This window comes from Chryseobacterium sp. JK1, assembly GCF_050632815.1.
GTDB lineage: Bacteria > Bacteroidota > Bacteroidia > Flavobacteriales > Weeksellaceae > Chryseobacterium.
On sequence record NZ_JBODRU010000006.1, the window covers coordinates 16,578 to 30,925 of the forward strand.

At 35.4% G+C, this 14,348-nt stretch carries 13 protein-coding genes; 4 read left to right on the plus strand and 9 right to left on the minus strand.

Going from position 1 to position 14,348, the window contains the following annotated elements; all coding sequences use genetic code 11:
• Positions 1 to 28 precede the first annotated feature (28 nt).
• The 7 genes from ACQ76T_RS21990 to ACQ76T_RS22020 form a co-directional block, all read right to left on the minus strand.
• Positions 29 to 1,192, minus strand: a complete 1,164-nt coding sequence (locus ACQ76T_RS21990; RefSeq protein ID WP_431345346.1) for a pyridoxal phosphate-dependent aminotransferase — start codon at positions 1,190 to 1,192, stop codon at positions 29 to 31.
• 2 nt (positions 1,193 to 1,194) lie between these two features.
• On the minus strand, positions 1,195 to 2,271 hold the full coding sequence (locus ACQ76T_RS21995; protein ID WP_431345347.1) for an FAD-dependent monooxygenase: 1,077 nt from the start codon (positions 2,269 to 2,271) through the stop codon (positions 1,195 to 1,197).
• Between the two features lie 281 nt (positions 2,272 to 2,552).
• Positions 2,553 to 3,929: a tryptophanase gene (locus tag ACQ76T_RS22000; RefSeq protein WP_431345348.1), complete on the minus strand. Its 1,377-nt coding sequence runs from the start codon at positions 3,927 to 3,929 to the stop codon at positions 2,553 to 2,555.
• A gap of 95 nt (positions 3,930 to 4,024) precedes the next feature.
• Entirely contained in the window at positions 4,025 to 4,642 is a 618-nt protein-coding gene (locus tag ACQ76T_RS22005) for a DUF502 domain-containing protein (protein WP_422695045.1), read from the minus strand.
• Between the two features lie 25 nt (positions 4,643 to 4,667).
• Positions 4,668 to 5,246, minus strand: coding sequence for a tRNA-(ms[2]io[6]A)-hydroxylase (locus ACQ76T_RS22010; protein WP_431345349.1), 579 nt, complete (start codon positions 5,244 to 5,246; stop codon positions 4,668 to 4,670).
• 74 nt (positions 5,247 to 5,320) lie between these two features.
• Positions 5,321 to 6,409 (minus strand): acyltransferase family protein, encoded by a 1,089-nt coding sequence (locus ACQ76T_RS22015; protein WP_431345350.1) that lies wholly within the window; start codon positions 6,407 to 6,409, stop codon positions 5,321 to 5,323.
• Positions 6,410 to 6,526: 117 nt separating this feature from the next.
• The gene (locus ACQ76T_RS22020; RefSeq protein WP_431345351.1) at positions 6,527 to 7,417 is read right to left on the minus strand and encodes a metalloprotease; all 891 of its coding nucleotides are present in this window, start codon (positions 7,415 to 7,417) and stop codon (positions 6,527 to 6,529) included.
• 184 nt (positions 7,418 to 7,601) lie between these two features.
• Here ACQ76T_RS22020 and rplU point away from each other — a divergent pair, with 184 nt between their 5' ends.
• From rplU to ACQ76T_RS22040, 4 genes are all read left to right on the plus strand, one after another.
• Complete coding sequence (gene rplU, locus ACQ76T_RS22025; protein WP_422695050.1) at positions 7,602 to 7,973, plus strand: 50S ribosomal protein L21; 372 nt, start codon at positions 7,602 to 7,604, stop codon at positions 7,971 to 7,973.
• A gap of 28 nt (positions 7,974 to 8,001) precedes the next feature.
• Complete coding sequence (rpmA, locus tag ACQ76T_RS22030; RefSeq protein WP_431345352.1) at positions 8,002 to 8,259, plus strand: 50S ribosomal protein L27; 258 nt, start codon at positions 8,002 to 8,004, stop codon at positions 8,257 to 8,259.
• Positions 8,260 to 8,434: 175 nt separating this feature from the next.
• Positions 8,435 to 8,602 carry a bacteriocin-like protein gene (locus tag ACQ76T_RS22035; protein ID WP_431345353.1) on the plus strand — a complete coding sequence of 56 codons (168 nt, stop codon included), beginning with the start codon at positions 8,435 to 8,437 and terminating at the stop codon, positions 8,600 to 8,602.
• A gap of 190 nt (positions 8,603 to 8,792) precedes the next feature.
• Entirely contained in the window at positions 8,793 to 10,010 is a 1,218-nt protein-coding gene (locus ACQ76T_RS22040) for a T9SS type A sorting domain-containing protein (protein ID WP_431345354.1), read from the plus strand.
• 78 nt (positions 10,011 to 10,088) lie between these two features.
• Here ACQ76T_RS22040 and ACQ76T_RS22045 read toward each other — a convergent pair whose 3' ends face one another.
• Positions 10,089 to 12,620: a DUF5686 family protein gene (locus ACQ76T_RS22045; RefSeq protein ID WP_431345355.1), complete on the minus strand. Its 2,532-nt coding sequence runs from the start codon at positions 12,618 to 12,620 to the stop codon at positions 10,089 to 10,091.
• 761 nt (positions 12,621 to 13,381) lie between these two features.
• Positions 13,382 to 14,182, minus strand: a complete 801-nt coding sequence (locus ACQ76T_RS22050; RefSeq protein WP_431345356.1) for a hypothetical protein — start codon at positions 14,180 to 14,182, stop codon at positions 13,382 to 13,384.
• Positions 14,183 to 14,348 lie beyond the last annotated feature (166 nt).

Sequence of the window (14,348 nt, forward strand, 5' to 3'; positions counted from 1 at the left end):
ATAAATTCATGAGAATCAGTGAAAAATTTTAATGCTGAAAACTGGTTATGATTCTGTTAATTCCTTCTTCTAAAATTTCCTTTGAAGTAGAAAAGCAGATTCTGATATGTCCTTCAGCTCCTTTTCCGAACCATCTTTCCGAACCCGGTACAATAGCAACTTTTCCATGTTGTAAGACATGTTGGGCAAATTCATCACTGGACATCCCGTTTTTGATTTTGGGGAAAAGAACAAAAGTAGCTTCAGGAAGACTTGGTTGAAGGATTTCAGAGGCACTCAGCAAATTGAAAGCAAGATCACGATTATTCTGTAAATGATTTAGAAAGTCCTTATACCAAGGTTTTGCTCTTTCTAACGCAACACTTCCTGCAATTTGTGATAGTGTAGAAACACCTTCTATAGTAGAATTAAAGTTTGATTTTTCTGTAAAGTCTTCCAGAATCTCCTGGTCATTACATAACACAGCTCCGATCCTTAAACCTGCAATTCCAAATGATTTTGAAAATCCATACACTGTGAAGCTTTTCTTTCTGGCTTCTTCGGAAACCGATGAATAGGTATAGAAATCTTTGTTGTCATAGATAATGTCACTCCAGATCTCATCACTCATCACCCACAGATCGTGAGCAGAGGCAATCTCAGATATTTTTTTCAGAGTTTCTTTAGAATAAACCTTTCCCAAAGGATTGTGAGGGTTACATATGCTAATCAGTTTGGTCTTAGAGCTGATAGATGAGGTGAGTTTTTCAAAGTCAATTGCTCCTGTTGTGGTATCTACCGGACAAAGTACAATTGTTCCCCCTGCGGTTTCCACCGATTTTTTAAACAGAAAATCAACAGGATCAAGAATTATAGCTTCATCACCGGGGTTCAGAACATACGATGCAATCAGGTACATTCCCTGAGCGGCACTGTTTACTGCAAGAACATTTTCAGGAACGAAATCTCCGTGTTTTTCTTTATTAAAATGCTCCGCAACACTTTTCTTAAATTCAGGGAGCCCTGAAAAAGGTCCATAGCTCAGATAACCGTCTTTTATATACTCTATAATGCCCTGTTCTATTTCAGGGGCTATTCTGAAATCCGGGTCTGCCGCTGTGAGAGGAATAATTCCGTCTTCCAGGGTAGCCCATCTTCCGTTATAGGCTTTTCTTTTTAATGCTTCAAAGTTGATATTGTTATTGGTAAACATTTTTATTTATATGATATGGGTAAAATATTAGGAGACTGTTGGTTAAGCGGGAGCAGAAATTGGTTGAGTAAAGTTCTGCCATTATGGATGTGAATCTCTACTTCCGGTTTTCTTTCTGCTTCATATTTACTGAAAGCTTCTGTTGTTATTTTTTCGTTAACTAAATGTTTAGTCAGAGCAGCAGAATCTTTTAAGGCTGAGGTAACTCCCTGGCTGGTAAAGGGAATGAGAGGGTGGGCAGCATCCCCAATGAAAACAATATTATCTTTATAAAAAGGATTTAGGTTTTCAAGTTCGTACACACACCACAAATGAATGTTTTCATAAGTTGATTTATTGAGAATGGAGGTCACTAAAGGATCCCACTCCGTAAAAATCTCCAGCATATAGGATCTTAAATCTTCCGTTGTGTATTCACCTATGTTATATTTTTCGTTGTCAAATTGTGAGTACCAAAGAATCGTATCATGAGAAAGCTTAAGGATTCCGAAAGTAAGGCCGCCTTCTTCATGGTGGAATTTCATGAAATCATTTTCAATAGAATCTGCAATTTCTTTATTGTGAATGATATTTACGACTTCATTTTCTCTTACCTGCCGCATTTTTTCATCTTTAAAAAGATCTCTTCTGATACGGCTTTTAGAACCATCCGAAATGATGGCTATATCTGCATCTATATAAGTTCCATCACTTTTTTTCAGCCTTCCTTTTTCTTTATCACATGGGGTAACAGTTTCTTCATATGAAATTTTCTCAGGAGAAATATTCTGCGTTAGAAGATTAATCAACGAATGCCTTGAGATGGCAAAAACATGATCCAGTTCCTTTTCTGCCAGTATCTTACCAGTATGGGAATATTGTATGTATTTTTTCAGAAAACTACCGTTTTCAAGCAGTTGTGAGCGGTCAATAATTTGGGAAAGATAATCCATTCCTTCATGAGGAATAAGGAAGCCATGTCCTGCAAGGTCTTCTTTTCTTCTTCTTTCGTAAATATGATAATCTATGGTATGTTTTTCTAAGTAATTCGCCATGCTTAAGCCGGATATACCAGCGCCCACGACAGCAATTTTGTTCATTTTCGGAATAATGGATTTTTCAGGTTGGTGTTTAAATACTTGGGTTATCCGTTTTATTGGATCCTTGTTCCTGCAAAAATAAATTAAAAAGCGGCATTATTTTAAAAAATGAATCAATTTAATTTTAGACTATTGATAATTAGAATAGAAGGTATAAGATGTATTCTTGTTCTGGGAAGTATATTACGTATAATAATTCGTATTTAGAATAGGAGAGTTATTTTCTGCCAAAGAAGAAGATAATGAATAAAAAAAACCGGAAAAAATTCCGGTTTTTTTTATTAAGCTTTTTCAAGCTGAACGGTAAAGTGTCTTAAAATTTCCGGTTCCCAGGTAATTTTGTATCCTTTTGCTACTTCTTCCCGTCTTTCATACACGTTTTTGATTGCAGCAGCAATATAATCCATATGATTATTGGTATACGTTCTTCTAGGGATTGCCAGACGTACCAGTTCTAGCTTAGGATAACGGTTCTGTCTTGTTTCAGGATCTCTGTCGGCCAATAATGTTCCGATTTCTACCGTTCTGATCCCTGCTTCTTTATAAATCTCAAGACCTAAAGTTTGTGCCGGATATTCTTCACGGGAAACATTTGGAAGGAAATTTAAAGAATCGATGAATACAGCGTGTCCTCCGATAGGTTTTTGAACAGGAATGCCGTATTCAATCAGTTTATTTCCAAGATATTCAACCTGAGAGATTCTGCTTTCAAGGTAAGCAAATTCTGTAGCTTCATCAAGACCAACAGCCAATGCAGCCATATCTCTTCCTGCCATTCCTCCATAGGTGATGAATCCTTCATAAATAATTGTGAAATTGGAGGCTTTTCTGAAAACTTCTTCGTTATTCAAAGCAATAAATCCTCCGATGTTTACCAGTCCATCTTTTTTAGAACTCATAGTCATCCCGTCTCCGTATGAGAAAATTTCTTTACAGATGTCCTTGATGCTTCTGTTTTCCTGTCCGGCTTCTCTTTTTTTGATGAAGTAAGCATTTTCTGCAAACCTTGCTGAATCAAAGAATACAGGAATTCCGTATTGATCAGAAAGGGCCTTTACAGCTTTCATATTCTCTAAAGATACAGGCTGACCTCCTGAAGAATTACAGGTAATAGTAATAAGACAGAATGGGATATTTTCTTTTGGATGACTTTTATAAACTTCTTCAAGTTTTTCAAGGTTGATATTTCCTTTGAATGGGTGAAGATCATTAATATCAAAAGCTTCATCTATTGTACAGTCGATAGCGTGAGCTTTTCTGAATTCAATATGGCCTTTTGTAGTATCGAAATGTGAGTTTCCGGGAACTACATCACCTTCTTTTACCAATACTGAGAAAAGAACGTTCTCTGCAGCTCTTCCCTGGTGAGTTGGTAATAAATATTTGAATCCCGTGATTCTTTCCACTGTTTTTTGTAATTGCTCGAAAGAGCGTGATCCGGCATAGCTTTCATCTCCCGTCATCAGCGCAGCCCACTGTTTGTCGGACATTGCTCCTGTTCCTGAATCGGTAAGCAGGTCGATGTATACCTGTGAAGATTTCAGATTGAAAAGGTTATAATTCGCTTCTTTAAGCCACTGTTCTCTTTCTTCTCTTGTAGATTGGTAGATTTCTTCCACCATTTTAATGCGGAAAGGTTCCGCGTACGGTAAATTCATGAGTTAAATTATGTTTTAAATTGTTGTATAAAGAAAATAGGTTTGAAAATAATTTTTCAAATTCATCAAAGTATATTCAGTAGGGGGAGAAGATGTTACTCCGGAGCCTTGAATATATTTTCATCAGAATGGAATCCGGCTACACCGCCGCTTACTGCAAACTTCATGGCAGAAGCAGCTGTCATTCCCACTACAGGTTTGATGTTTTTTTCTTCAGTAACAATTACCCAGCCCGAGATCGCGTAAGAATGGGGCAGGTATACCGCAACGTAATTATGCTTGTCAACGTCCGACATTTCTTTTTGAGTTAAAAAACCGATTCTCCATATTTCGGGATTTTCGTTGGTTTTTACCCATACAGGATCGTTGAATTTTTTCTTATCACCTACAAATGAAGACATTACGTCTTTAGTTGGAGTGTAGATATGTTTTACTCCCGGAGTTTTCTCCAGCAGGCTATCCATGGTGTCGAAAAAGAATCTTCCCACCACAAATTTGTTTCCAAGAAAGCCTAAAATAGCTGTAAATAATATAATTGAAACAAAGACAAGCCCTGGAAACTGTTGAGCCATGGAGGGGATAAGATTGTCGATAGCACTTACAACATACCAAATCACAAAAATGGTAAGTCCAATAGGACCAATAATCAATAACCCCTGAAAAAAGTTTTTCAGAAATAAATTGGCTATATTTTCAAAGCTGGACTTTTTCAATGTATATTCTTTACTGTTTTTTATTTTAACCGTGAATGGTTTCCTTATTTCCGAATGATTGGATAATACTGGCCTCATATTCCAGCCATTCTTCCCAGCGGTCATTTACTTTTTCCGGTTCTCCAAGCTGTCTTGCAAACCCAATGAAAGTGGTATAATGATTTGCTTCGGAAATCATAAGTTCTCTGTAAAAAACTTTCAGTTCTTCATCTTTAATGTTTTCAGTAAGAACTTTAAATCTCTCGCAGCTTCTGGCCTCAATCATTGCAGCAAAGAGCATTTTGTCTACGATGAGGTCTTCTCTGCTTCCCTGAATGATAAATTTAGCAAGCTGGTTGACATAGTCATCTTTTCGGGCTCTTCCAAAGGTATAGCCTCTTTTTTTGATGATCTCATGAACCTGATTGAAGTGATCAAGCTCTTCCTGCGCAATGGCAAGAAGTTCTGTAACGATCTCAGGATATTCCGGAAGCATTGTAATCAGGCCAATGGCGTTGGTAGCTGCTTTTTGCTCACACCATGCATGATCCGTTAAAATTTCTTCAATGTTTCCTTCTGCAATATTTGCCCACCTTGGATCGGTAGGAAGTTTCAACTTAAACATGTTGTAAAATTTTTGTAAATTTAAACAAATTGAAGCAAGAAAAATGACTTTATTTCAATTTGAGCCTTAAAGTCTTAAGAAGCGGTCTTTCTTCTTAGGAATTCCAAAATATTCCAACCCAGAGTATCTATTTTTTTCAGTCCGGCTGAGATAATGAAGGCTAGAAGAATATTAATACCATAAATGATAATCATTAAAAGCCACCATGGCATATGCTCTTTTAAAGGAACTACTATAAAATAAACCAGTGAAGAGCTGATTCCCTGTGCGAAATAGAAGAAAATAGCATTTTTGCCAATATGGGTTATAAAGCTTTCTTTGTTGATCTTTAATCTGTTATATAAGGTAAATAACGTTGCCAATGAGAACAGAGTCCAAATGATGTATGGGATTTGGGGTGGGAATTTATTTTTATTGATCTTGTAAAAGATTTCACTTCCGTAATACCAAAACATCCATACCAGAGCGAGGGTAACTATACTGTAGATTACAGGAATCATCTTAGTAGGGATTTTCTTTCCACGCATTCTGTTTCCTATTAAAAACACGGCAAGATAGAAAGCTACATATCCTACCTGACCGGATGGATAATATTCCGGGAAAATATTGAATAAAAGGGTTAAAGCAATGCACAGCACAATAAACCAATGGATATGTTTTGGGAAAAATCTTAAAATTAAAACACCGAATACTGTAAGGATAAAGTATACTTTTAGATACCAAAAGCTTCCCATTACTACTGGAAATGTGTCTGCATTGGTGTACTGATGAAGATACCAATTCCCCAAGTTTTGCCATTGAGGATATTCCGAAATACTTGTAGTGGAATATTTGGATCCAAAGGTTGAATAGAAACTCTGCAACCATTCCATAGAAAAAAAACTCAGCCCGAATACCTTAAAGAAGTAATCCATAAAGAATAGAAATGTTACAAAGATCATATAGGTAATCTGCAGTTTTAAAAGGCGGTACAATGTTTTCTCAATATTGGCACCTGAAGTGATCCCACTAAGAGCATAAAAAAGAGCCACATCAAAAACAAGAGAAAAAACTCTTACTTCAGCCGGAATATAAAATTGTCCGGACCAGAACGCCGTATGGATGAATATGATGGATAATGTTGCTAATCCTTTGGCAAAGTCAATATAAAGGTCTCTGTTCATTCGTATTGGAATATGGTTCAAAAGTAAATAAACTTCTCTTATTGTTCAAAACAAAAAAAGAGGTGGAACATTACTGCCCACCCCTTTCTTAAATATGCTAAAAATGAATGTTTACGTTTATTTAAGGTTTTTGAATTCCTCTGCAGAAATTTCTCCTGACTGAATTTTTCTTAATTCATCAATATATTGACTCATATAAGCATCAATTTCAGGACTTACCGTGTTCTTAGCCATTTTATAACTTCCATTCAGAACTCCCTGATAGTAATAGAAGAAATTGTAATCGAAATTGGAGGCATTAAGATCATACTGTCCTAAAAGAAATCCTAAACGAACTGCTGATCTCCTTTGTGCGGGAGTTCCATGGTGGTTCGGGCTTGAGGTCTGATAATCTCCGATACTTTGGGCAAACTCATAAGCGGCTGCGATTTCTGAGAAGTTGGTTTTGTTGTAACCGTTTGGTCTTCTCAGATAATATCCTGCGAAACCATCTGCTTCCAGTTCGTTCGGTCTTGCCGTATTTTCGTTGACAGAAGGAAGCCCGAAAATGTACTGCAACTGATGTCCGTATTCGTGGGCAAGGATCATTGCGTTTACAATATCTCCTCCTTTTGATTTTGCATCATAATAAATGGCGTATCCGTAGTAAATTTTTCCATTACCATATGAGATGGCATTGTAAGTGGAATTGAAGTTGGAAGGATCGTCTACATATTGTAGAACAGGATTGCTTCTTCCCCAAAGGCTTGCAATTTTGGTCATCTGACCATTCATAAAGTTGGTGTCTGCAGAATTTTGAAGTCCAGACTTCAAAATAGCTGAATTGCTCCAGTTGTTGTCTACATAATAGCAGACCTTTTCACGTTCTCCGGGTTGTTCGATTTTTGCATTCAGTGTTTCTTGCTGTGGAAGAACAGCTTCGTCCATTTTGTCATCGCTGCAGGCAGCCAGTGTTGTAACGGCCAATGCGCCTGCCAATAATAGACAGAAATTCAAGTTTTTTTTCATATAAATATTCAATTTGGTCAAACGAAGGTATGAAATAATCTCTTAACTGTGAATATTTTATTGTTAAAAATTATTCAAAGCATAGTGAGAAGATGGTTTATGAAAAAATATTGTTTTGATTGTAAGTTAATTAGAAATTAATTTGTATATTTGCACCTCGAAATAACTAAAAATTTTATAAACAATGTTTGCAATTGTAGAAATAGCAGGGCTTCAATACAAAGTTGAGAAAGACCAGAAGTTGTTTGTAAACCGTTTAAAAGGAGATAAAGGAGGAAAAGTTTCTTTCGATAAAGTTCTTCTTACTGTAAACGGTTCAATCACTGTAGGCGCCCCAGCTGTAAGCGGTATCACTGTAGATGCAGAGATCTTAGACCACGTAAAAGCTGATAAAGTAATCGTTTTCAAAAAGAAAAGAAGAAAAGGTTACAAAGTGAAAAATGGTCACAGACAATCTTTAACTCAAATCGTAATCACTGGTATTACAGGATTTGATGAAGCTAAAAAACCAGCTAAAAAAGCAACTAAGAAAGTTGAAGCTGAAGACGCAGAATAATTTATAAACCAAAAAACCTTAAAATAAAATGGCACACAAGAAAGGAGTTGGTAGTTCCAAGAACGGTAGAGAGTCTCACTCTAAAAGATTAGGTGTGAAGATTTTCGGAGGACAAGAAGCTATTGCCGGAAACATTATTGTTAGACAAAGAGGTACTCAGCACCACCCAGGTGATAACGTGGGAATCGGTAAAGACCACACTTTGTTTGCTCTAATTGATGGTAAAGTAGTTTTCAGAAAGAAAGCAAACAACAGATCTTTCGTATCTGTAGAAGCAAACGCATAATTAGAAGCGTTTTATAAAAATTAAAGTCTCAGCATTGCTGAGACTTTTTTGTTTTTAAGTTAATAAAAAAGTGAAATTCCCTCATTGATTATCTTTCTGTAGTGAAATATTTATATATTTGTCATAATTGAGTGCTGATTTGATTGAAAAAACTAAAAACTAAAACGAAATATCCATGAAAAATCTTAAAAAATTAAACAAAAGGAATTTGAAGCAAATCAGTGGTGGAGTAGCAGCCAGCTGCCCTTCGATGTTTCAGTCATGCGACGAATGGTGCAGATGGTCCCCGTGGCAGAAATCTCATTGTATATTGTCTGAGGCTTGTACAGAATGTTTAGAGTAAGTAATCTGTAGAAAAGATAGTCTGAATAATAACTGTTCAGATGTTCAATAATAAAGATAGATAATAGTTTGAAATGCTGTGACTTCTCTGAGGTTACGGCATTTTTGAATTTTAATTGAATTTTAATTTTTACCCGTTCAGTGAAGTCAAAAGTATTATAATTTTGTACCCCATTTTAAATAACTTGAACATGAAAGGTAAAATGATACTAATGCTTGGTTTGCTGGCTTCTGTAAGTTGGCAGGCGCAGCTAAAAGTTCTCTTTGATGCTACTAAAGCGGAATCTGCAGGAAATGCTGATTGGGTGATTGATGCAGATGTCCATAACCTTAACTTTAACGCTACCGGAGTTACAACTTCAGGATCGGAATCTAACCCACAGAGATTTCCGACTCCTGCACAAAATACAATTACAGCTACTACTCCCGAAACCTATTGGCAGGGAGCTTTGAGCAACTGGGGAATAGATCTTGTTAAACAAGGATATATTGTTGAAACATTGCCTTACAATGGCAGTATTACTTACGGGAATTCGTCTAATATTCAGGATCTGTCAAATTATAAGGTTTTTGTGATAGATGAGCCCAATATTAAATTCACCGATTCTGAAAAAACAGCTTTATTAAATTTTGTAGCCAATGGAGGAGGACTTTTTATTATTTCTGACCATAATCAAAGTGATCGAAATAATGACGGTTGGGATTCTCCTAATATCTGGAATGATTTTTTTACCAACAATGGGGTTGTTGCAAACCCATTTGGAGTCAGTTTTGATTTGAACAGTGTATCTCCGTCCACTTCGAATTTTGCTCCCATAAGTATGAATCCTGCAATTTTAGCAGGACCACAGGGAACTCCAACCCAAATGAAGTACTCCAGCGGAGCAACGATGACCCTTAATAAAAACAGTAATCCATCTGTGCAGGGACTGGTCTTTACTTCAAGTGCATCCAATACCGGAAGTACAAATGTAATGTTTGCTACAGCAACTTATGGAAATGGAAGAATTTGTGCTTTGGGAGACAGTTCTGTTCCCGATGACGGCACAGGGGATCCTAATGATACGCTCTATAATGGATATTCAAGTGATGCTAACGGAAATCACAGGCCGCTTCTGGTAAATGCAGTCATCTGGCTTGCAGGTTCAGGCTCATCTAACCTGAATGTTCAGAATGTGATAAAAGAGAAGAATGCAGAAGTGTATCCTAATCCTGTAACAGATTATATTTATATCAAAAATAATACATTCAGTACTTACAGATTAATGGATGAAACAGGTAAAACCCTTTCTTCAGAGTCATTACAGGAAAACAGTTCTATTAATGTTAAGAATCTTCCTGCAGGTATATACTACCTGTTGTTACAATCAGATAAAGAGGTGAAATCAATCAAAGTAATGAAAAAATAAAGATTGAATATATAGCTTTTTAATATAAGACCCGGCGGCTTCGAAGAAGCCGCCGGGTCTTATTAAATATTTTTTTTCTTAGAAACCTACCTGGAATCCTGCTTTCACACCAAATTTTGAAATATCAGGCCTGTCAAGATAATTTCCTCTCCAGTTAAAATCTACTCTGAAAATTCTCAGGTTACCGATTCCAATATTTTCAATACCGAAACCATATTCATAATAGATATGCTCGCTTGGAGCTGAATATCTGAAACCTTCCACATTGATAGCTTTAGAAGCGTCACTTAAAGTACCATATGCGCCTCGTATAAAAGCGACTTCCCTAAGCTTTAGCTTTTTGATTAATGGAATGTAAGAAAGTATCTTACCATTAAAATGATGCTCAAGGTGAAGTGTGGTATAAGCGTCTGCAACAAATTCATAATAGTTCAGCTGAGAAAAGGTATTAGGTGCTAAACCATATGATAAATTAGCTGGAATAATATTCTGTAATGCTAAAGGAACGGTATTAAAGTTTTTTCCTGCTTCAAAATTGACAATCATTTTTCCCAGGCTTCCAATTAAGAATGGTTTATACACCATAAATTGTAGCTTGTCATAATTAAAATCGGCATTGAAAAGCCCCTCAATTCCTCTTGTATATCTTAGAACAATGGTTGGAGCAAGATTTCTTGCCTGATATCTGTCTATTCCGGTTTGTGAGAATTTAGCTCCCGGCTTGGCAATTAAACTGATCGTTACGTGAGAATCATTTACCGTCTTTCTCAGATTTCCGTCCTGATAATACATAAGGTTGAATTTCTCAGGAATTGCAGATTTGATGCTTTGCATAACCCCGTCAATTCTTATCTGGAAATTTTTCCAGGGCTCAATAGCAGCAAAAACATTAGTTTGGTTTACAGAACTTAAAGAAATGTTTTCTCCTCTTGCAAAGAAAGTACTTGAAGACAGATTTCGCGAAGCAAGCCCGTCACCCGATGTAAGCTGTCCCCCCAGCTGAACAATATCTCTGCTGGTTCCTGCTCCGATCATAAAACGGTTAAGTCTGTTGAACATATATCGTGCATCCACACCATATTTTACCTGATGGTCTTTGAATCCGTATGCGGTATAAAACTGTACTCTCCAAGGGTCATTCAAACCAAAATAAGATCTTGCACCTAATCGGATTCTGTCTCCTTCTACCACATTCCTTCCGTATATCGAGAAGATGGGGCCGATATCGATCCCTCTAAAGGCATTATAATAACGGGAACCAAGCGTTTCAAACAATTTTACCATTCGGTTGAATTTCGGGGTCTGCTGTAGCTGATCAAGCATGTTGTAGACTCCTTGTTCGGCTTTAGATAAGGTGTCAGGTCTGGCTTTTGTCCAGTAAGCTTCATCTTTATCTGTAAACTTGTCTTCGTATTCTTCTTCTGTACGTTTAAATACTTTAGGATCAAGAGGTTTGTTGAATTGATAATCAGAATAATCTACCGATCTTTTCGCAATAATGCTTTTGGAGCCTTTCTTTTTTGAAAAGGGGCTCATTTCAAACTCTGTAATTAGCTTTTTAGGAAGAAATGTCGCATCGTCAGGATTATCGTATTCCACCTGGGTATACACACTGTTAACAAAATTGACATTGATTTTCTGCGTTGATCTTAATGTAGCTCCCAGAATAGCATAAGTGTCCGTATCAATATAAAGATTTCCCTGGAAGGCAAGGACGTCTTTTCTTTTGGGCTGATATCTGATCTGAAAAGCTTTTTCGCCACGAATACTAATAGTGTCTGTCAGGGTGTAGTCATAGGTTCCGAAACCATCACTTCCTGCCGGGCTTTGAAACCCTATGTCGAAATAATTCAGCGTATTATCGTAAATATTGATATCCCGGTATAAGTTTTTAGCTGAAACAGTGATTACCTGATTGTCCTGAAATCCCGAAGTTTTCTGGGCAATCAAAGTTCTTTTACTGTCTTTATCCGGTCTGTTTTTCCCGAAATTTTCATATACAGCTTCATTCAGGAAGATAGGAAGTCCAAGCTTTCCACTGGCTGTAGAATCAGCATAGCTGAAAATAAAGTCCAGTTTGTTGAAAATCTTCTTTTTCATGAAAGTACTGTCCAGATTGTTGAGATCAAACTGGGTTTTTTCATACTCTTTGAAGGAGTAGGTGTCAAATTTTTCTAACCCGTTATTTCTTTTCTGTGCCCACACTTTTTGCATGATGGCATAAGCGGGATTCTCTTTTTTATTTTTGTATTTCGTTTTTCCACTTTGAAGAACAATTTCCTGAATATCACTTACTTTCGCCTGGGAAAGCTGTACAAAAATGTTTTCTGTATTTTCAGGAGTTATGTCCAGGGTTTCAGGAGTATAGCTTTTTCTTGCGAACTTTAATTTGTGAATAATGCTGTCTGATTGAACAATGAAACTGCCGGATGTTGTGGTAAGAGAAGGCTTTGTACTGTTATTGACAAAAATATCAACTTTACTGAGTTCTTTATTGTTTTTTTCATCCACAATTCTACCGCTGACACGGTTTTGTGCATAGGCTGAGCTCGTAAGGATCAGGAGGAAAAATATAAAATAGTGCTTTTTAGGGTTATTATTTAACATCATTCGTTTCTTCAGGCAATTACCACAAACAAAAAGTATGCAGATTATTTAAAAAAATATATAAAAAAATAAAATATTTCTATTCTTACATATAAACGGCAAATGTAACGAAAATAATATAGTGTGTACTAAAATAAATAAGAAATTTTTACGCTTAAAATATAAAGTATCAATGCATTAATGCCCAATAAAAAGATTTCTTTTTGACGAGTTATCTTCTTATTAGACATTCATGAATGATGTAAGTTTTTGTGCTTGAGGATTACTTAAGATCTTGAATAAAAATCCTCCAAAGAAATACAGGAAAACGGATGTACCTTTTAATTTGATTTGATGATTTTATTCTTCAAATACAAGTATTTTCCGTTGGCAGTACCAAAAACCAGATCCGGATGACCGCTTTTTTAACGTATCTGATGCTTTAAGTTCCGAGGAAACAGGTTCTTTAAGCCACGTGAAATTGAAATCTTCTTTAGAATAATCAGAACGGTTAAAGTCTACAGTTTAGCCTATTTCCCAGATTTTATCCATTGTTTTTTCATCAAAATACAATAAGGCTTCCAAATAAGAATCTGAAGGACCGGTTGCTCTTCCTTCTGAATTGTCCACAAATCTGTATTTGAATTGAGCTTTTTCCGGTTTGAATTTTGACAAGTCAATAGGCAGATTCAAAAAACACAACATTTATTAAAAATTATATGTAATATTCAATAAAAAATATCTGGGAATTATCTGAGCATTAGTAGTATTAATAGAGTAATCATTTATGTCAATTTCGGTAATACTTCTTTTGTTGAGTAGTTTTTTGCAAAAAAAGATAGCTCCCAACTTCTATTAACTGCATATTTTATTGTACTATCAATAAATATATAATTTGTTTTCTTGTCAATATTTGGAAGGAAATAATCAATTCCAGAAATAAGAGAGACTTTTCTGAAAGGTTTTGCTATAATTTTAAAACTATTATTAAATGATTTCAAAATATTCTTTTCACCTGCCTCAACTTTGGTAGTATTGATGTTGTAAGTAAACTTATTTTCAAAGTTTATTTTTAAATCAAAAACTGTTCTCCATGAAAAATCGTTAATAACTGAATTGTTATTTATTTTTCTAATTTCGGAATTGTTAACAATATTTTCATAATTTGAAAATGAGACATTCGAACCCAATTTAATTACACTATCTAAAAAAGAAAAATATTTGTCATAAGAAAAATCCAATCCATAAGTATTTCTTGTATTAGGGGAATAAAAATACTTATAGCTTGTTAGATAAGGAGCAATATTTATTTCTGAAAAATAATTGCCTTTATCGTTAGTATAATATAACCCTAAATTAAAATTTAATTGCTTATATAAATCATTTATTACATAACTTAATCTGCTATTAAATGTTTTTTGAATTTCCAGAGGTGTTACGTTACTAATAACGTTTCTGTTACTTATAAATACAGGATTCATGATTAACTTATCCTCTGAAAAAGGTTTTTGACCATAACTAACTATCCCATTAATTAAGGATATATCATTAATTTTATATTTTAAGTATAGTTTTGGTTCAAACAAAAGCTTATTTTTTTCAAAACTTGTAGCGTTTATGTTTTGTTTTTGATAAGATTTTATTTTAAGATTTTTTAAACACTGATATTTTTTGTTAGAAACGGTGGAAAATTTTTGTCTACCTTGACCTTGATAAAAATAAAAAGCACCTACATTGCTGTAAGTGCTTGAT

Bases quoted from the DNA above. Each gene is read 5' to 3' on its own strand.
- ACQ76T_RS21990 (WP_431345346.1), bottom strand. From the start codon at position 1,192: ATGTTTACCAATAACAATATCAACTTTGAAGCATTAAAAAGAAAAGCC.
- ACQ76T_RS21995 (WP_431345347.1), bottom strand. From the start codon at position 2,271: ATGAACAAAATTGCTGTCGTGGGCGCTGGTATATCCGGCTTAAGCATG.
- ACQ76T_RS22000 (WP_431345348.1), bottom strand. From the start codon at position 3,929: ATGAATTTACCGTACGCGGAACCTTTCCGCATTAAAATGGTGGAAGAA.
- ACQ76T_RS22010 (WP_431345349.1), bottom strand. From the start codon at position 5,246: ATGTTTAAGTTGAAACTTCCTACCGATCCAAGGTGGGCAAATATTGCA.
- ACQ76T_RS22015 (WP_431345350.1), bottom strand. From the start codon at position 6,409: ATGAACAGAGACCTTTATATTGACTTTGCCAAAGGATTAGCAACATTA.
- ACQ76T_RS22020 (WP_431345351.1), bottom strand. From the start codon at position 7,417: ATGAAAAAAAACTTGAATTTCTGTCTATTATTGGCAGGCGCATTGGCC.
- rplU (WP_422695050.1), top strand. From the start codon at position 7,602: ATGTTTGCAATTGTAGAAATAGCAGGGCTTCAATACAAAGTTGAGAAA.
- rpmA (WP_431345352.1), top strand. From the start codon at position 8,002: ATGGCACACAAGAAAGGAGTTGGTAGTTCCAAGAACGGTAGAGAGTCT.
- ACQ76T_RS22035 (WP_431345353.1), top strand. From the start codon at position 8,435: ATGAAAAATCTTAAAAAATTAAACAAAAGGAATTTGAAGCAAATCAGT.
- ACQ76T_RS22040 (WP_431345354.1), top strand. From the start codon at position 8,793: ATGAAAGGTAAAATGATACTAATGCTTGGTTTGCTGGCTTCTGTAAGT.
- ACQ76T_RS22045 (WP_431345355.1), bottom strand. From the start codon at position 12,620: ATGATGTTAAATAATAACCCTAAAAAGCACTATTTTATATTTTTCCTC.